This is a genomic window from Streptococcus saliviloxodontae, from assembly GCF_016908655.1.
Classification (GTDB): Bacteria; Bacillota; Bacilli; order Lactobacillales; family Streptococcaceae; genus Streptococcus; species Streptococcus saliviloxodontae.
The window spans coordinates 1-19,432 of sequence record NZ_JAFBEI010000006.1 but is presented as its reverse complement, the minus strand read 5'-3'; the positions used below and the strand labels follow the sequence as shown (position 1 = coordinate 19,432).

At 39.5% G+C, this 19,432-nt stretch carries 17 protein-coding genes; 2 read left to right on the top strand and 15 right to left on the bottom strand.

What is annotated here, in order from left to right; all coding sequences use genetic code 11:
* Positions 1-6: 6 nt before the first annotated feature.
* The 5 genes from JOC31_RS02045 to JOC31_RS02025 all read right to left on the bottom strand — a co-directional run bounded on the left by JOC31_RS02045 (position 7) and on the right by JOC31_RS02025 (position 4,834).
* Positions 7-1,338: an MATE family efflux transporter gene (locus JOC31_RS02045; protein WP_205016547.1), complete on the bottom strand. Its 1,332-nt coding sequence runs from the start codon at positions 1,336-1,338 to the stop codon at positions 7-9.
* 64 nt (positions 1,339-1,402) lie between these two features.
* Positions 1,403-2,656, bottom strand: coding sequence for a diaminopimelate decarboxylase (locus tag JOC31_RS02040; protein ID WP_205016546.1), 1,254 nt, complete (start codon positions 2,654-2,656; stop codon positions 1,403-1,405).
* Between the two features lie 174 nt (positions 2,657-2,830).
* Entirely contained in the window at positions 2,831-3,523 is a 693-nt protein-coding gene (locus JOC31_RS02035) for a Bax inhibitor-1/YccA family protein (RefSeq protein ID WP_205016545.1), read from the bottom strand.
* 17 nt (positions 3,524-3,540) lie between these two features.
* Positions 3,541-4,041, bottom strand: coding sequence for an HD domain-containing protein (locus tag JOC31_RS02030; protein WP_205016544.1), 501 nt, complete (start codon positions 4,039-4,041; stop codon positions 3,541-3,543).
* A gap of 52 nt (positions 4,042-4,093) precedes the next feature.
* Positions 4,094-4,834, bottom strand: coding sequence for a TrmH family RNA methyltransferase (locus JOC31_RS02025; RefSeq protein WP_205016543.1), 741 nt, complete (start codon positions 4,832-4,834; stop codon positions 4,094-4,096).
* Between the two features lie 55 nt (positions 4,835-4,889).
* On the opposite strand from JOC31_RS02025, the gene JOC31_RS02020 reads away from it, so the two are divergent.
* Both JOC31_RS02020 and yidC read left to right on the top strand, forming a co-directional pair.
* A complete protein-coding gene (locus JOC31_RS02020) occupies positions 4,890-5,168 on the top strand; it encodes an acylphosphatase (RefSeq protein WP_205016542.1) in 279 nt (92 codons plus the stop codon).
* Positions 5,169-5,244: 76 nt separating this feature from the next.
* Entirely contained in the window at positions 5,245-6,147 is a 903-nt protein-coding gene (gene yidC / locus JOC31_RS02015; protein WP_275586103.1) for a membrane protein insertase YidC, read from the top strand.
* Between the two features lie 214 nt (positions 6,148-6,361).
* Here the strand turns inward: yidC and greA are convergent, their stop codons facing one another.
* The 10 genes from greA to JOC31_RS01965 form a co-directional block, all read right to left on the bottom strand.
* Positions 6,362-6,844 (bottom strand): transcription elongation factor GreA, encoded by a 483-nt coding sequence (gene greA / locus JOC31_RS02010; RefSeq protein ID WP_205016541.1) that lies wholly within the window; start codon positions 6,842-6,844, stop codon positions 6,362-6,364.
* A gap of 72 nt (positions 6,845-6,916) precedes the next feature.
* Entirely contained in the window at positions 6,917-8,701 is a 1,785-nt protein-coding gene (mltG, locus tag JOC31_RS02005) for an endolytic transglycosylase MltG (protein ID WP_205016540.1), read from the bottom strand.
* A 109-nt stretch (positions 8,702-8,810) separates the two neighbouring features.
* Complete coding sequence (locus tag JOC31_RS02000) at positions 8,811-9,317, bottom strand: GNAT family N-acetyltransferase (protein ID WP_205016539.1); 507 nt, start codon at positions 9,315-9,317, stop codon at positions 8,811-8,813.
* A 50-nt stretch (positions 9,318-9,367) separates the two neighbouring features.
* Positions 9,368-10,699 (bottom strand): UDP-N-acetylmuramate--L-alanine ligase, encoded by a 1,332-nt coding sequence (gene murC, locus JOC31_RS01995; RefSeq protein ID WP_205016538.1) that lies wholly within the window; start codon positions 10,697-10,699, stop codon positions 9,368-9,370.
* 10 nt (positions 10,700-10,709) lie between these two features.
* The gene (zapJ, locus tag JOC31_RS01990; protein ID WP_205016584.1) at positions 10,710-11,366 is read right to left on the bottom strand and encodes a divisome accessory protein ZapJ; all 657 of its coding nucleotides are present in this window, start codon (positions 11,364-11,366) and stop codon (positions 10,710-10,712) included.
* Between the two features lie 154 nt (positions 11,367-11,520).
* Positions 11,521-14,613: a pilus expression-regulating Snf2 family helicase gene (locus tag JOC31_RS01985; protein WP_205016537.1), complete on the bottom strand. Its 3,093-nt coding sequence runs from the start codon at positions 14,611-14,613 to the stop codon at positions 11,521-11,523.
* A 286-nt stretch (positions 14,614-14,899) separates the two neighbouring features.
* Positions 14,900-15,724 carry a Fic/DOC family protein gene (locus tag JOC31_RS01980; protein WP_205016583.1) on the bottom strand — a complete coding sequence of 275 codons (825 nt, stop codon included), beginning with the start codon at positions 15,722-15,724 and terminating at the stop codon, positions 14,900-14,902.
* 145 nt (positions 15,725-15,869) lie between these two features.
* Positions 15,870-17,450, bottom strand: coding sequence for a hypothetical protein (locus JOC31_RS01975; protein WP_205016536.1), 1,581 nt, complete (start codon positions 17,448-17,450; stop codon positions 15,870-15,872).
* A 65-nt stretch (positions 17,451-17,515) separates the two neighbouring features.
* Positions 17,516-18,742: a DNA cytosine methyltransferase gene (locus tag JOC31_RS01970; protein WP_205016535.1), complete on the bottom strand. Its 1,227-nt coding sequence runs from the start codon at positions 18,740-18,742 to the stop codon at positions 17,516-17,518.
* A 139-nt stretch (positions 18,743-18,881) separates the two neighbouring features.
* Positions 18,882-19,432: ISAs1 family transposase (locus JOC31_RS01965; RefSeq protein WP_205016534.1), on the bottom strand; the 551-nt coding region annotated here is incomplete at its 5' end.

Sequence of the window (19,432 nt, the reverse complement as noted above, 5' to 3'; positions counted from 1 at the left end):
AAGCCTTCACACTTTAGGTCTTACTTTCCGATAAACCCAATAAAGTTGTGCTGTCATCGGTAACCAAATCAAAGGCTCACAGATAATAACACCCCAGTAACCCATTCTTGGAATAACAAAGATAACAAAAAGAACCTTTCCAACCAACTCGATGATACTTGACAATAGTGGAGTTACCTTTTGCCCCAGTCCCTGCAGGGTATTTCGTAGCAGAAAAAGTACCCCCAACAAGGGATAAAATAAGGTTGTGAAATGCAAATAACGCTCGCTTGCTCTAAGCAGTCCCGACTTATCAGACCCTGAGACAAAGGCTATCATATAAGGTCCAAAAGCATACAAGCTAATAATTGATATCACTCCCCATATCAAAGCAAGAACCGTTGCTGTCTTTAAGCCTTGTCGAATACGAACCGTAAGACCTGCTCCTAAATTTTGTGAAGTAAAGGTAGCCTGTGCTGAGGCCATAGCTGTCAAAGGCATGATAAAAAATGACATCAGACGCCGTGCAGTAACCTGAGCAGCTATTATTATCACGCCAAGAGCATTAATAGAGGACTGCAGGATAACCGTTCCAACACTCACAATCGATGACATCAAGCCCATAGACAAACCTTGCCCCAAAAGGTCACGATAAAGTTTGCCATCATACGTAAAATGCTTTCTCTGAGGAATTAAAATCGGACACTTATAGTAACTATAGCCCAGACATAAAACAGCTGACAAAGCCTGAGAGATAACTGTTGCTAAAGCAGCTCCCCTAACCCCCATACCAAACTGTGTAATTAACAAAAAATCAAGACTAATATTGACCAAAGAAGCCAACACTAAAATAGATAGAGCCGTCAAGCTATCACCAATTGCCCTCAAGAGACCTGCTCCCAAATTATAAGCAAATGTCACTATAGCACTAGCAACAATCAATGACAAGTAATCATAAGACTGATGAATAACTGAAGCTGGTGTCCCTAAAAGCTGTAAAATCGTATATAAGGCAAGACTTCCAATAATCATGACTAGAAAGCTAAAACAAAGACTTATGATTAGACTGGCTGCAACAGCCTGCTTAAGCTTTTCCATCTCTTTGGCACCATAGTATCTGGCAATGACAATCCCCATACCATTTCCAATCCCTAAGGAAAAGCCCACAATTAAATCAAACAAGGAGGCGCTGGCACCTACCGCAGCTAGGGCAGATTCTCCTAAAAAATGCCCCACAATCATGGTATCAGCTGTATTATAAAGTTGTTGAAAGAGATTTGAGACCATAATCGGCCAAGCAAACAATAGCAAGACATTTAGAACTCTTCCCTTTGTTAAATCAATAGCACTTCCTTTCACAAAGACCTCCTTTACTCACAAAAAGACTGGAATAATCCTATCCCAGCCTAGTATTTAAACGACATTACTCTTTATCAAAATCAAATCCATAAAGGGTAGCAAAGTAATCATCCACTGTTTCAGCACGCCGAATCACACGAGTTGAACCGTCTTCTTGATAAAGAATCTCAGCTGAACGCAGACGACCATTATACTGGTAGCCCATTGAGAATCCATGAGCTCCTGTATCATGGATGACAAGCGTGTCGTCCACACGCGCCTCTGGCAATTCACGATGTTTAGCAAATTTATCATTGTTTTCACAAAGAGAACCGACAACATCCACTACCTGGATGTCTCCATCAGGATTTGAAATATTGGTGATATGGTGGTAAGCACCATACATAGCAGGACGAAGCAAGTTCACCGCACTGGCATCCACGCCTACATAGTGACGATAGGTATCTTTCAAATGAAGCACCTTAGTCACCAAGTGACCATGTGAGGCAAGCATGTAGCGACCAAGTTCGGTATAGATACTAATGTGACCAAGCCCGTTTGGTACCAAAATGGCATCAAATTGTTCATGAACACCTTGACCGATGGCTGCGATGTCATTTTGACGGTTTTCTGGACTGTAATCTACACCGATACCACCTGAAAGGTTGATAAAGTCAAGACTAATGCCCAGTTCGTTCTTGATTTCTACCGCCAATTCAAATAGCTGAGCAGCCAAGGTTGGGTAGTACTCGTTGGTTACTGTATTAGAAGCCAAGAAGGCGTGAAGTCCAAATGATTTAACACCTTTTTCTTTAAGATCTTGATAGCCTTGGAAAAGTTGCTCCTTTGTCATCCCAAATTTTGATTCTTCTGGGTGATCCATGATATCAGTCCCCAATGAGAAGACACCCCCTGGATTATAACGAAGGGAGACTGTCTCAGGAAGCCCCGCTGATTCTTCTAAAAAGGCAATGTGTTCGTAAGCATCAAGGTTAATGGTCGCTCCAATTTCACGCGCGTAGACAAATTCCTGAGCCTTAGTGTCATTTGATGTAAAGCTGATATCAGCTGACGTAAAGCCAACTTTATGACTCATGAGCAACTCAGTATCCGTAGCACAATCAACCCCACAGTTCTCTTCTTTAAGGATTTTTAAAATTGATGGATTAGGAGTTGCTTTTACTGCAAAAAATTCCTTAAATCCTGGATTCCAAGCAAAAGCCTTGTTAACAGCACGCGCTGTCTCACGAATCCCTTTTTCATCATAAAGGTGGAATGGTGTCTGGTATTGAGCTGTAATTTTTTCAAGCTCCTCTTTTGAAATAAATGGTCTTTTCATCTGTTTTCCTCAAAATTCGAAATATTTAGTCTATTATATCATAAGTTCCTATCGGATAAATTATTTCCTGCATATTTTTTTTACTAAAGAAAGTAGCTACCATAGTGACTAGTCTCTGCCAGATAACTGCTAAAAGAAAAACAAGCTACCTAAATCTTAGGTAACTTGCATATCTTAATCATTACGAGCAAAAAGACGAAGGAGATTAAGGAAAAGGTTGATAAAATCAAGATAGAGGCTAAGAGCCATCGAAATTGCCCAACCATCACCGACATTTCCTCCAGTTTGATAGTACACATTCTTGATTTGCTGATTATCATAAGCAATCAAACCCGAGAAAATCAAAACAGAAATGATACTAACAAGGTATGAAATAAAGCCAGATCCTAAAAAGAAATTAACCAAACTTGCAATCATAATACCAAGCAAAGCAGCTATCATAGCCTTACGTAGAGAAGACAAGTCCTTCTTAGTGACTGCTCCTAAAATTGCCATCACAGCAAATAAGAGAGCAGATGATAGAAAAGCTTGAAAGACAGTTGCTTGAGCATAACGGACAATGATAAAACTCAAGGTAAATCCGTTAAGAGCAGAATAGGTCAAAAACAAAGGAAGAGCTGCAGGGGTATTTTTAGCCGCTGCGCTTGATGCCATAAAGACCAAAGCAAGCTCCAGTAGAATAGCCCCATAATAAATCCAAGAGCCCCCTGTCATGATAGCAATGAGATTCTGCGGAAAAACATAAAGCATCAAAAGGGATACAAAGGCTGATAAACCAATCCCCATACCAACCAAACTATATACCTTAGAGAAGAAACGGCTTAATCCAGCCTCACTTCCCTGTGTGTAAACAATATTATCGTACATTACTCCTCCTTAACTAATCAATGGCGATCATTCAACAAACGTCTATGGAACAGCTTACCCTTACGAATTATCTTTCTAAAGGGGGTTGCCGCTTCCTTGACTGCCCAATACTTATCTACCATGGTCACGATATACCCCTCTTTATAACGTGGAGGCGCAATCGTTGCTCCCCACATATGTTTAAGGATAATATCTTCTTCTTTCTTATTAAGCGTTGTTATCTTACGGGCATTTCTAACGGCAATACGAGGATGAGTCCAAGCATGCCCCTTAGTGAACTTCGTGTCACGCCAGTCATAATAGAACATATCATGCAATAGACCACCTCGAGCAGTTGCCTTAGCATCCCAACCCAATTTTTTCGCAATTTTATAGCTAGTATAAGCAACATTAATCGAGTGCTCCAAGCGTGTCGAATGATGGTGTTGGACGATTCCATCCAATTTTTGGAAACGCGGATGATCAATCAAATGACCAACGTGCTTCATAAAGTCTTTGTCTTGTTCATAGTGTTTCATTTTAGCCACCTCCAACGGTGTATTTCTAACTAATTATAGTACAACACTTTTCTTAAATCAAACTAAACATCATAATCCCCGCTGCCACAGCCACATTGAGACTCTCTGCATCCCCAGGCATAGTGATGTGAGCCAAATGGTCAGCGAATGCTGTCATTTCTTTTGAGATACCTTGACCTTCATTTCCCATTACAAGAGCAAAATTTTCAAGATGAGGCAAGTCCTTATAATCTACCGACGTTTGAGATAAGGTTGTCGCAACGATAGGCTTCTTCGCTTCTTTAAATGATGCCAATAGTTCAAAAAGGTCCCCTCGCCAAATTGGCAAGTGAAAATGACTACCTTGCATAGAACGAAGGGTCTTGTCATTATAAATATCAGCTGATTTTTGTGATAATAAGACACCGTCAAACCCAGCAGCATCTGCCGTTCTAATCATAGTGCCAACATTACCTGGATCTTGAACATCTTCTAAAACCAACAGCTTGCCTGAAAACTGATCCGGTAAAGAGTGAGATTCTAGCATAATTTCTGCTACAATGCCTTGAGGGGATTTTGACTCGGTCAACTCCCTGAGTACCTCTATAGAAACAAGAACAAGTTCTGACCTATCACCAATACGTTCTGCCATTTCGGGCACCACAAAAATATGACGAAAAGTGACTCCAGCTTTTTTGGCTTCTTCAAAGAGGTGCCAGCCTTCAATCAAGTAAGAGGTTTTACGGTATTTTTTTTGCAAGAGTTTTTTTGTATTTTTAATGAGATTATTTGCTTTTGAGGTTATAATAGTCATGTAAACCATTATACCATCAAACCTCAAGCTTCTACAAAGAAAGAAGGTAGAATTCATGAAAAAAATGCGTCTCCTAGTGTCTGGTCGGGTTCAAGGAGTAGGCTTTCGCTACTCAACCTACCTCCTTGCCCAAGAAATAGGCGATCTCTATGGCCGGGTTTGGAACAATGATGACGGTACTGTTGAAATTTTAGTCCAGTCCGACAATGCTGCCAAACTAGCTAAATTCATCCAAGAAGTCCGAAAAGGTCCTTCTCGTTTTGCCAAAGTTAGCTATGTTGATGCTACAATGGCTAATTTCTCAGACTACACAGACTTTCAAATGGCAAATTAAGACTTCAGATGTATTGAGAAATTAACAAAAAAACAGTAAAATAGATAAGTATTCTAAAATAAAGGACTGTACCAAATTGAAAAATAGTAAAAAATGGCTACTGACAGGACTCTCTCTGTCAATGCTACTTCTCCTAACAGGATGTGTTTCACGCGATAAAAGCGGTAACCCTACTGGTCTCATCTGGAATCTTTTAGGTAAGCCAATGAGCTATGTCATCACTTACTTTGGTGACCACCTTGGACTTGGCTTCGGTGTTGGTATCATCGTTACAACTATTATTGTTCGATTGATCATCCTTCCCCTTGGTCTAAATCAATCTTGGAAAGCGGCTTATCACGCTGAAAAGATGAATTACCTCAAACCTATCTTTGACCCAATCAACGAGCGCATGAAAAATGCTGAAACACAAGAAGAAAAAATGGCTGCACAAGCTGATTTGATGGCTGCTCAACGTGAAAACGGCGTTAGCATGCTTGGTGGTATTGGTTGTTTACCGCTACTCATCCAAATGCCTTTCTTCTCAGCTCTCTTCTTTGCTGCTCAGCACACCAAAGGAGTTGCTAATAGCCACTTCCTTTGGATGACTCTTGGACAACGTGATATTGTCCTTATCATCATTATTGCTGGTCTTTATTTTATCCAATCATACTTATCTTATATCGCTGTTCCAGAAGCACAGCGCCAACAAATGAAAGTCATGATGTACTACATGCCAATTATGATGGCTGTGATGTCATTTAGCCTTCCTTCTGCTGTTGGATTGTACTGGTTTGTCGGAGGGATCTTCTCAATCGTCCAACAACTCATCACCCAATACATGCTTAAACCAAAACTTCGTAAGCGCGTTGAAGAGGAATACAAAAATAATCCTCCAAAAGCTTTTAAATCAGCACGTCGTGATGTTACTCCAAAGAAAGCACAAACAATTCCAACTCCAAAGTCAAACCGTAATGCCGGTAAGCAAAATAAACGTTAATTAAGAAAAAACCACAGAAAAAGAAATATTACTTTTCTGTGGTTTTTTTATCAAATGAAGACTATACCTAGTCAAACCTTACTTCTTTCATCTATAAATCACGTAATTAATATACCAAAATAAAAAAGGAGACAAGATCCCAATCAACATGGAATTGCCTCCTTTTGTCAAACATCTCTCACAGAAGACTATTGGTAATAAAGCCAATAATCACTTAAGCTGTTTTTTCAACACTGATGATTTCAACATCATAGCTTCCTGAAGGTGAATCAATCGTTGCTTTATCCCCAGTTTTTTTACCAATCAAAGCTTGAGCGATTGGGCTTTCATTTGAAATTTTTCCAGAGAAGATATCTGCACCTGCTGCACCAACAATATGGTAAGTATCTTTATCAGTTGTTCCAACTTCTTGAACAACAACTGTTTTACCAATAGCGACCTCATCTTGAGCAACCGCATCACTGTCCACAATCTCAGCATAGCGAATCTTAGTCTCAAGAATTTGAATTTGACCTTCAACAAAGGCTTGTTCATCTTTAGCTGCTTCGTACTCAGAGTTTTCTGAAAGGTCACCGTAAGAACGTGCAATTTTAATACGTTCAACAACTTCTGGACGACGAACGAGTTTGTACTCTTCGAGTTCTTGTTCAAGTTGTTCTTTTTCCGCTTGGGTCATTACATAAGTTTTTTCTGCCATCTGTCTATCTCTTTTCTAATTAGTTTCTTTGTAAAATCAAGAAGGTGGGCATAAACCCTCCCTTCTTAGTCGTTAATTACTGCTTTCTGCGACCTGACTATTGATATATTTTTCAACATTTTGTAAATGTGTGTCGTAATCTTCCGAATAATACACTTTACCCGTTTTGACATCCGCAACAAAGTAGAGGTAATTCGTTGATGCTGGTTGTATCGTTGCCTCGATTGCAGATAAACTTGGGCTATCAACTGGTCCAGGCATCAAGCCAGTATTAGTATATATATTATAAGGAGAGTCAATCGCCGTGTCAATAGTTGTATCTTCTTTAAGCGTTGTTGCTTCGCCGAGTTTACCCATAGCATATAAAATGGCGATGTTACTCTGCAAAGGCATGTTACTATTCAAACGATTATAGAAAACGCTAGCAATGTTACGACGGTCATCATCTGTAGAGCCTTCTTTTTCTACTAATGAAGCCAATGTCAGGATTTGATTGACATTATACCCACTTGACTTAATGGTCGTGTAGTAACTTGATAGGTAAGAATTCATTGTTGAAATCATTTCTTCTACCAAGCCTTCGAGGGTTGTATCGTCATAGTAGTTGTAAGTTGCAGGGAAAAGGTAACCTTCTAACTGATAAGTTGCCGTATCCGCACTTGGAAGATTTGACAATAAATCTGGGTATTTAGCAACCATCTTAGCGATGAAGGTGTCATCTTTCATCAATGCTAAGAAATCATCTGCACTAAAAGGTGTCTTAGATGACGAGCTTGTATTAACATTTTTAGTAATCGCTTCAGCGATTTGCTTAATCGTGTAACCTTCTGTCACCAGAATTTTACCAGCGACAGGTTGTTCAGGCTGAGCTGTTCCACCTTTTTGGAGGGACTTAACAATCTCCTCAACCGTCATACTTGCCTTCAAATTATAGTAGCCACTTTGAAGATTTGAAATGTTTTTAAACTTGGTATAGTAATTAAAAACAGTTGCATCTTTGATAACACCACTCTTTTGCAAGATCTGTCCGATGTATTTATTGCCTGATCCTACTGGAATATCGACAGTGACATATTTTTTGGCTGTTTTATCAGCTGCTCCCAAGGCAGACGTCACATAACGATAGCCGAAGAAACCTGCTAAACAGCCAACTAAAATAATAACGGTAATAAGAATAGCTGAAATCTTAGTAGCAATCTTATTTTTACGTTGACGTTTGCTTGGAACTTCTTTTTCAAGCTCTTCAAAAACATCTTTTGTCGACTCTGATTTAGCAACTAACTTAGGAGCGACAATCTCCGCATCATTTTCTTCAAGTTGGGGAACAGTCGTTTGCTCCTGATTTTGAACAGTTTCTTCAATAGTGAATGTTGAGGCTGTTGGTAATTCTGGTTTAACGATCTCTTTGTCTACTGGTGACGTTTCTTCAAGTGATAAACTAGCCATTTTGGCAGCATCAATAGCCTCTTGGGCTTCTTTTGCCTGCTTCTCTGCTGCTAGACGCTGCATTTCTACTTCTTGAGCAATAGCTTGCTTCTGAGCTTCTTGACGTTCACGTAATAAACGCTCCTCCTCAGCTTTTTGTTGCTCAATCAGGGCTTTAGCAACTGCTAGTCGCTCTGCTTCTTGGCGTTTCAAGGCTAACAAACGCTCTTCTTCAAGACGAGCCTCTTCAGCTAGCTTTGCCTCTTGCTCGGCTTGTCTTTGGGCTGCTTCTTGGGCTTCTTGTTGTTTGCGGCGTAATTCTTCCTCACGCTCTTGGCGCAAACGGTTAGCCTCCTCCAATTCAGCTAAAATTTTATCCTTAAAGCTCGGCTCTTTTTGAGATGCTTTTTCACCATCTTTAAAATCAGTCAAAGCTTATCCTCCTCCATATTTATCAAACGCCATTATATCTTAAAAATTAGGCAAAATCAAATCTAATTCCTTTTTGTTACCGTATCGTAACATTGCTTCAACAAGGCATTTAAAAGACTCGAAGAGAGGTTTCAGAAGCGTCCCAAACCAAGTTGTACCAACTAGCTCCACCATGAGATGACTCTGACTCGCCTTCATCCAAAAAACCATTTCTCTCATAATAAGCAATCAAGTAATCGTGGCAAGTCAAACTTATCCCTTCACGTTCTTGAGCGATGGCAAGATCTTTCATCGCTGCTAATAAGGCTGTTCCAATCCCTTGATTTTGAAAAGTAGGATTAACTGATAGACTCGTCAAGGCGATGTACCCACCTGCAGAAGGATTAGGTACTACCTCATGAAAAAGATCATCGGTTAAATAACGCTGATTCACAGCAGGTCCTACCACATAACCGGCTAGTTTTCCATCCACTTCTGCAACTAAGAAAGTATCAGAAATCGTTGTGATACGACTTCTCATATCTTCGGGCGTAGCAGCCTCTGCTTGAGAGAAATTTTCTTGCTCAATCGCAACGATTTCTTCCCAATCCTCTAAGGTCGCATGTCTAATTATCATAAATAACTCCTAGAATAAGGCAAAGAGTTGGGAACCCCCAACTCTAGTGTTTATTGATTGTTGTTGACACTACTTGATAACAATTCCTCAAAAGAACGCTCATAAAGTTGAATGTCTCCTGCTCCCATAAAGACATAAACAGCATCCTCGTGGTTAAGAAGAGGTGAGACGTTTTCAACAGTGACCACTTGAGCTGGTTTGACAATCTTGTCTGCCAAGTCCTCAACCTTAACATCACCGTGGTCAACCTCACGCGCTGAACCATAGATTTGTGCCAAGTAAACAGCATCTGCTTCATTAAGAGCATCTGCAAAGTCATCCAAGAGGGCAATCGTACGAGTAAAGGTATGCGGTTGGAAAATCGCCACAATTTCTTTTGAAGGGTATTTTTGACGGGCAGCATCCAAAGTCGCAATAATTTCAGTTGGATGATGCGCAAAGTCATCAATGATAATGGTGCCGTTTACCACTTTTTCAGTAAAGCGACGTTTAACACCTGAGAAGCTCTTCAAGTGCTCAGCTACTAAATCCATGTCAAATCCAGCAACAAATAAGTTAGCAACTACTGCTGTCGCGTTCAAGATATTGTGACGACCAAAAGCTGGGACATGGAAGTGACCGATAATCTGACCATCGTGTTTGACATTAAAGTCAGAACCTGAAGTGGTACGTGTGATGTCGCAAGCGATAAAATCATTATTCTCATCAAAACCGTAGTAGTAGATTGGAGCTTCTGACGTAATTTGACGAAGATAAGTATCTTCACCATAGATAAAGAGACCTTTTTGAACCTGTTTAGCATAGTCATTGAAAGCATCAAAGACATCATCAATGCTTGTAAAGTAGTCTGGGTGGTCAAAGTCAATATTTGTGATAATTGAGTATTCTGGGTGATAAGGCATGAAGTGACGTTCATACTCATCAGATTCAAACACAAAATATTGAGCGTTGGCAGAACCACGTCCTGTACCATCACCAATCAAATACGATGTGTCTGTGATATTTTTCAAAACGTGAGATAAAAGACCTGTTGTTGAGGTCTTGCCATGAGCTCCTGCTACACCAAGACTGGTAAATTGACGCATAAAGTCACCTAAAAACTCATGATAACGTTTAAAGGCAATTCCCTTTTGAATAGCGTATGCTACTTCGACATTATTGTCTTCACGAAAGGCATTCCCAGCAATCAATTCAACATCTTCTGTAATATTGTTCTCATCGAAAGGCAAGATAGCGATTCCCGCTTGCTCTAATCCACGTTGGGTAAAATAATATTTTGAAACATCTGATCCCTGAACCTTATGTCCCATTTGATGAAGCATGAGCGCAAGGGCACTCATTCCTGAACCCTTAATTCCAATAAAATGATAGGTTTTTGACATGTTTTCTCCTTTATTCGTCAGCCTCAAACCGTGTCAAGTTCAATTCTTGAGCAACTCGACGCTCCTTGTTTTCTTGACGTTCTTTTTGATTATAGACCTGGCTACGTTTTAAAAAGTCATAATTATTCTTCTTAACTTTCTTGGTTGAGGGGTTCTGAGGTTTCTGATAGGTTTTGGGTAACTCAACCAAGATGTACTCTTCTTGGCGTAACTTATCAGAAAAGCGTGATAAACCTGTTTGAGAAACTCTTTTAGGCTTAACACTCTCAACTTCTTGACGGTTAGGTGACGGGCTAATCGCTTGATTAGCTTCTACTGTGCTCACTTGTCTCGTCAAAATAGGAGAAGAGCTTTTTCGCTTTTGACTCGCCTGGGTCACTTCATTTTTCAAATACAGGTGACGCTTGCGCTTGATGTCCTCTCTAGCTGTCTCTCTAGCCTGTCTCGCATAAGTTTCCTCAGTTTGAGAAGGCTTATAAGTAACTTGATTTGACAGGTTAGACGAAATGACTTGAGTCTCCTCAACCTCATTGTAGTTTTTGTCTTGATAATTACCACGAATATTATTGATTAAATCTTCATTTTCATAAAGTTTCATTAAACGCGACTGCCCAATAATAGGCTCATCGTCCTTCACTAAAGGAAATGGTCTCGTCACTTGATTCATGGTAATCACCAGCCTTTCTATAGGAAAAGAAAGATGTGAAAGCGTCTAATCTCTTTTATCTTAGAGGCTCCCTTTCACGAGTCATCTTCCTTTGCCATCTCTTTTCTACAACGCTCCTATTATAAACTAAATCTATGAATTTTTCAAAATTATCTTATTCTGAAATCCCTAAAATTTCTTTAATATCATCAATTGTCATGCTACCTCTCGTTTCATTACCATCAAGAACAGTATTGACCAAGTGTTTCTTGCTTTCTTGCAACTCCAGAATCTTTTCTTCAATGGTGCCACGAGTGATCAAGCGATAGACCTCAACGTTTTCCTTTTGACCAATACGATGGGCTCTACTAATGGCTTGCATTTCAACAGCCGGATTCCACCAGAGATCAATTAAGACAACGGTATCAGCTCCTGTCAAGTTAAGACCCACACCACCTGCCTTCAAGGAAATCAAGAAAGCATCCTTAGAGCCACTATTAAAGGCTCGGGTCATCTCTTGACGTTGATCTGCCGGGGTTGACCCTGTGATTTTATAAGTCGTTAAACCAAGTTTTTCAAGCTCTGCTTCTGCCACATCCAACATTCCTCTAAACTGTGAAAATATCAAGGCACGGTGTCCATTTTCCTTGATTTGAGTCAATAGCTGACGCAGACTATCTAACTTACCACTATCACCTTTATAATCCATAAAGAGCGCAGGGGTATCACAAATTTGGCGTAATCTGGTAATGCCAGATAATATCTCAATCTTCTGTCGATTGATTTCCGAATCGGAATGCCCCTTGATACTTTCTTGCATCTGACGCAACTGTGCCAGATAGATTGCTTTTTGACTCTCTGCGAGTTCATTAGGGTAATTAATCTCAATTAAATCTGGCAACTCAGGAAGGACATCTTCTTTTTTACGCCTCATGACAAAGGGCTTGATGTAGCGCGCTACCTGCTTAGCATCCATCTTAGAAAAGGCCTTATGGTTAGGCAAAAGACCTGGCAGTACGATTTGGAAGATTGACCAAATTTCAGCTAGTCGATTTTCAATCGGTGTTCCTGAGAGAGCAAAACAATTTTTGACGTCAAACTCACGCAAACTCTTAGCAATCTTCGTCTGAGCATTCTTCATCACCTGAGCCTCATCGAGGATAAGGTAGTCGTACTTTTCTTGACGATAAGCCTCAAAATCTTGTCTAAAAGAGCTATAGCTCGTAATCATCACTTGATGATTCTCCGCAATAAGCTGATCGCGAACAGGCTTGAGACCGTATGAGACAGCAACATCAAGGTGAGGGGCAAACTTGTCAAACTCATCTTTCCAATTATAAATCAAACTAGATGGCGACAGGACCAATACCTTGGATGACTCTGTTATACGTGATGTCAAGAAACTAATGGTTTGAAGCGTCTTTCCAAGTCCCATATCATCGGCTAAGATTCCTCCAAAACCGTAGTGATCTAACATGCTCAGCCACTTGACACCTGTCATCTGGTAATCACGTAGCTCCGCCTCAACATGAACAGGGGCTGCTTCAAAGGTCTCTGGGTGAACCAGGTCATGCGCAAGATTTTCAAACTCTTCGCTAAAGGTAACCTGAGACATCCCTTTGAAAGCTTCTGAAAGCTGATAGGCTGCAATTGTTCCTAACTCCAGATGACCTTGACTAACTTGCTTAGCACGAAGATTTTGTAAGGCTTGACTAACCTTCTGAGTCTCATCATCAAAAACAACTAATTGACCAGACTTGCTGATAAAATAAGGTTCATTGGCAAAAAGAGCCTCCAAAGCTTGGTCAATATCATCCTCTTGAACCTGATCAAAATCAAAGGAAATATCTAGCAATCCGCCCTTCTTTTGAATAGAGACGCTTGGTTTTTCAACACTTCGCAAGGCTTCTAACTCCTTAGAAAGCTCAACCTTCCCAAATCGCTCAAAGCGCAACAAGGTGTGATTGAAGAAGTTATAAATCGTCTCTTTGCTCAAAGGTTCACGCTTACTTTGCAGGCGGCCTTCAAATCCTTCTGCCTCAGCTAAATTCAGAATGCGAGACTCTTTTTTATAATTGCTAGCAAAAGGAAGATTCAATAATTCTTCTTGGCTAGTCACAGTGATGTGCTCAAAACGAAAGGTCATCTGAAGTGCAACTGAACCATCATCAAGCAAACTAAATGCAAACGACGGGCTAAAATCGTGAATCTCAAACGCTTTAGGAGCCTTAACATCACCGAGTTGCCTAAACTCTAACAAGCTATCTGCAACCTTGGCTTGGTCATCTAAATCAAAAAAGATATGACGTGACAAATCCTCAGACAAAGGAAGACTCTTGATGGCATTAGCTAACTTTTGCTGCTTTAAATCTAAGTAGTAAAACACACCGTTATAGAACAAGTATTGGTTATCAAAAAAACCTAGACTATTTTTATCTGAAATAATCAATTCGATAGCCTGTTGATGGACATCAACATCAAAATGGTAAATTCCCTCATCACCAGCTAAATGCCTGAACGTGATTGACGTGTAGTGATTGTGCAAGAAATCAAACTCAAACTGCCATAAGCGACTCATCAAGGTAATCCCTTCCTCAAAGAAACCACTTGGAAGCATCAGGTTGCGTCCATGATTAGGGAGGATAAAGTCGCTATCAAAACGATCCGAGTCAGGTATCAAACGCCATAAAAACTCAATGACTTCTTGACTCTCTAAATCAAAATAAGGCAAAGCTAACTGCTCATAGTAGTTCTTGCCAATTTGATAAAAACCTTCTTTTTTAACGATGGCTAAAAAGCCACGAATATCTCGTACAATGTAGCTTCGCTCATCTGGTAAACGACGAATCTTCAAGGTCCACCACAAATCAGAAGAATAAGGACTTTGCTGACAAGACGCTGAAAGCTGGTATTTCAAGGTGTCATCCTCAACCATCACCAAGGAATCCAAGAATAAGCTACCAAACGAGTGCTTTTCCTTAACTTGCTTAGTCTCTTCCTCCTTATGTTGAATCTGGTCAGCCATTTCCTTTCCAGTAGCGTCATTCTTTAAATAATGCTCAACCGCGGCTAAATGCTGGCAGTAGCGCTTACTTTGAAAGAGATCACAAGAACACATTACCAACTGATCATCAAACGCAAAGGAAATCAAGGCGCCATCTACCTCAGCAGTGATAACACCATCTTCTTCACTTATAATCTTGATTTTCCCTGAGTCATACAACTCAATTCCTTGATTACGAATACGCCCTGGAATAAGTTTTGCCATATTTTTCCCACCTTTACGATGATTCTTACCAATTGGTTACAGTGATACGTGCTAATCCATACAAAAGAAAGCCCTTTATCAGTCATTAAAACTGAGATAGAACAATCTTTTATTATCTTTTCATTATAGCAAAATTCAGATAATTTAGCTCTAAAAAATTGTCTCAAACCTACACTAACTAACATTATCCCTTTCTCTCTCCTTTTATCAGAAATAATCCTACCCACAGATAAGAAAACAAGCCCACCCTCATGGATGAACTTGTTAACGATATATCAGCTAAAACTTATTCAGATTCTTTAATCGCCTCACTAGTTTCCAAACCTAAACTTCTATACATCTTTTCTTTTGATAAATCATTTTCCCCTTCAAGTAAGAGGTTTTCAAAAAAGGAAGTCAAAAATTCTGGGCGTTTCTGTAATATTTTAGCATTGTCCAAAACTAAGGCATCTCTGAAAAACTGGGCATGCTTTTGAAAAGGTCTATTATCAACTTCAAATCCAAATTCACGTAAATATTTTATGAGAAAAACTGTCGTTGTTCTTGTATTACCTTCACGAAAAGGATGAATCTGCCAAATTCCTGACATAAAAGATTGGATGTGCTGAACAATAGCCTCCTTTGAAAGCCCTGAATAGTGGAAAGTCTTTTCCTGCTGAAAATCATAATCAAGTGTCGCTTGGATCATCGAAAAATCAGCATAAACAACACTTTCGCCATTAAGAACTGCTTCTTTTTTAGAAATATTTGTTTGACGAAATTGACCGATTGGTATTGAATCATCAAAAATATCCTGAAACAATTCACGGTGAATGGTCAGTAAGGTAGCTGGGCTAAAGGAAAAGCCGCTACGTGACAGTAGCTCCGCTATTCTCAATGAAACCAAGTCAGCCTCAGCTGTACTATTATCCTTCATTTTATGGTAAGTCGTTATCTCCTCATAAACCTGTTCATAGCTATAATCACCGCGAGCCTGACACTCAGCAAGCTCTACCATGTAAGCAGATGGGGTCAGACCATCTACCTTCTGAAGACCAAAACCGGTCTGCCAAAGATCCAACTTGGTCTGATAGGATAATTGAGGATTGTCAATATGGTATGTTGGCTGCATCATTTATCAACCTTTCTGTTATAGTCGTTATTTGCTATTATACCAAAAAACAAGCCCACCCTCATGGATGAACTTGTTTAGGAGATTTATGAAAAAGAAAAGTTTTAGGATGGTTATAGTATACAAAGCAAAGCTTAAAACAAACTTAATCAGATTCCCTTTGCTTCGCAATCCAACCAATGGCATCTGCAGGAGGATTTTCCTCATCAATCCATATAAATTCGATACCGATAACAGTTGAATCCTTGTGCTTTGTTAATCGCACACCGTTGATTTCTAGCTGCACCAATCTTTCGTAGGTTAATCTTTCCCTTTCCTTAAGCTGAAAAACACCTCTCAAAATCCACTCACCCAAAATACCTTGTTTCTGAGTTGATTGAATCGCCTTACCATTGTCTTGGTTAATATAAGCTTCAATCTCGTCGCCAGATGGCAAAAATCTCAAGGTAAATATTCTTTCTTCTTTAGGAAGAGCTAGCTTATTACTATTTTCTTTAAAAGTGCCAATAGCTTCGCCAAAAAAGTTTGGATAAGTCTGATGAAAATGCTTGGCATCTGGGATTGGAATGTAAAGTTCACTGATAGGACGGTAAATCATATGCTCAATATCGTTGATCAATTCAATATTTTGAACTGTGTCCATCAGATATGTCATCAATTCAGAACGCAATGATTTCATATCTTCCGTTTTCTTCCAGCTAATCAGCAAAATCTCCTTGAGGTAGTCACTAACCTTTTTCAACTCATCCTCAGCTAAAAGAGAGGTATACTTTGTTTCAATAGAGGCAATGCGTTTTTCACGATCAGCTTTAGCTAATTTCGAACCGCCGTCAAAAGCGTTATAACCAGAACTTTCTTCAACCTCGTGTTTAGCATTTGGAATCATCCAAGAAACCGTCTGTTCAACTATCTGTTCTTCCTTACCTCCAGAAAGCTCATGCAAATGCTCAAAAAGGTAAAAAGGATCCTCAACATAGGACACATCCCAAGTCTCAACAATAATATCTTGATTGTTAAAGGTCATATGTAACTGACTATCTGCGGCAGTGTATTTGTAAACGTGATTACCATCTGTAAATCGAAAATTAGTTGGGTTATTTAAGTTAGTTGCCCCTAAAATCTGTAATTGCTCGATATCAATAGGGAGATAACTTGTCTCGCCAACATGAATTTTAGGGTCTTGACCTTTTCTGGTTGGCATCAAGACATGATAAACAGATTCAACTGAAACATCTTCCGACTGAAAGCCTTTAATCTGTGCCTTTGACGAAGCAATTCTCTGATTTCGAAGATGAGAAATGTATCTAGCAAGTGTTTCATAAGACGCTTTATTCTTCTCATCAGCTTCTTCTTTGGAATTTGAAATACTAGCGTGAAACTGAATTTTCTGCAAAATCTCCGTCCACTTCTGAGAGTCTTTCTTGAATTGTGCCACCTTTTGGTCACCTGAGCTAAGCCCAAAAGACTTAATCCCTACAAGATACTTATGCTTATCATCCAAGACTAAAGAAGCATCGTAAGATGTATTGGCAATATCTTCTGCAACAGCATTAAAGGCTCTTTGAAAAACAGTCTCCTGAAACTTAGAATTGACAATGGGAGCTACTTGCTCCAAATCACCATCATCTGTATCTGCTTTTTGAGAAAAGGCCTGACTCAAACTAGCAAAATTAGTGATTAACGTTTGATATCGTTTTTTGTCCGATGATTTTAAATCTTCCCACATATTATCTATCTCGCCTCTTTCCACTTTAGTCTATCAAAAGAAAGTGAGCCATTCGCTCACTCCCTTTATTTATTCGTAACCAAACTATAAAAAGCACCACTACTCTTTTTCTTAACAAACGTAAGATAATCATCTCTTGATAGAATCGGAAGTGCTTCGTCAAGATTGGCAACAAACTGCTCTGCTTCAGCTTGACTTGAAAAATAGTCAACCAGATAAGATTCCCCTTCGAAAGGTCCATTCATCTGTGTATAAATCAAACCAACTTGACCTTCTCTATCAAACTGAGATTGCCCTTTGGATTGATTTAAAGCATCAGCTATTTTTTCTGCAATGCGCCTAATAACCGGGACAACAACACTATTGCCAGCTTGTTTATAAAGCTGACCATTAGAAACACCTTCTGGAATCTTGAAATCTTTCGGATAGCCTTGAGCGTTAAAGGTCTCTTTAGGTGTCAACTTACGAATCCTACCACTATCCGTCAAAATCAAGGGAACATTATGCCCCCCTGTCCCCATATTAGCAGTCAGAGTCGGTACAACACCACTCTTATTTTCACGGACATACTGACGACGCCACTGATAAACCGTATCCTGACTGGTCATACTTTCTTTCAGCTGGTCATAGAAATTCTGACGACCTTCCTCATAATAGTAGACCCTCTCTTTCTCTCCAGAAAAGTCAATTATCTCTTTCAAAGAAGTTGTCAAAGCAATCTCTTCTGGAAATTCAAATAAATCATAGGCTTCTTTATTATCAAAACCTACAATATAAATTCGCTCACGATTTTGTGGAATATTACCATAATCTTTACCATTCAGAACCTTCCACTTGATAAAGTAATTATTATCCGTCAAGGCTTCGCGAATCACCTTAAAGGTATTACCGTGGTCGTGACCCACCATATTCTTAACATTTTCAATAAAGATAGCCTTTGGTTTTCTCGCTTCTATCATGCGAAGCAGTTCAAAGAACAAATCCCCACGATCATCCTCGAATCCCTTACGATATCCCGCAATGGAGAAAGCTTGACAGGGGAATCCTCCCACAATCACATCAATATTGTCGCCGATTTCGTCGGCAGGAACAGCGTGGATATCACGTGAATCTAAAGGTGTATCAGGGTAATTCAAAGCATAAGTCACCCTTGCATACTTATCAAATTCATTAGCAAACACCACTCTGAACTCGTCGGTTTGTTCAAAACCTAACTCAATTCCACCCACACCAGAAAAGAAAGCCGCAATATTGTACTTCCTATCTGAGGTAGAACTTACAGAATTTGTCATGTTTAGCTCCTTTGTATTGATTTGTAACTTAACTAGTATAACATAATTTCGAGAGTTGATATAAATCAATAAATTAAATCTCACGACAAACGCATGAGATACTCCATTTCATTTTCTGAACGACAGAACCTTTTTTGACCTAAAGTAGTCGGCTTAGATATTTGTCAAAGGATAAACTAAGAACATATTTCTTATGCCTCATACTCATTTTCTTTCCAGTATCTAGTCTCTTTAATACAGCTAGACAGAATTTATCCATGACATTTAAATTGAAAGCCAAGTGCTTGTTCATCGTCTTATTAGCATCCTCACGGAAAACAACATCCAATAGCCAGTGCATACTCTCTATCTGCCAATGACCTCGAACGTAATGACACAATTCCTGAGCACTAACCTGGCAACTTAGAATAAAATAACGGGTCTCTTCACTCTCTTGTCCATTTTTTATGATGTGAATACGGGCTTGGCCTATACTCTGAACATGGCCCCAATCAGGATGAATTTTTCTCAGCCAACTGACATCATGGATGACATCATACTGTCTGACTTCAATTTGACCATGAGCCTTTTCAATAGTTTCGTAAGTGTCATCGCCTCTAGAATCCAACTCAAAGTAGGGACGAATGTCCTCTAATAGTCCCTTCTGATTCTCTTTAACAGCCAAACAGTAGTCGCCTTTTTTCTGGATAA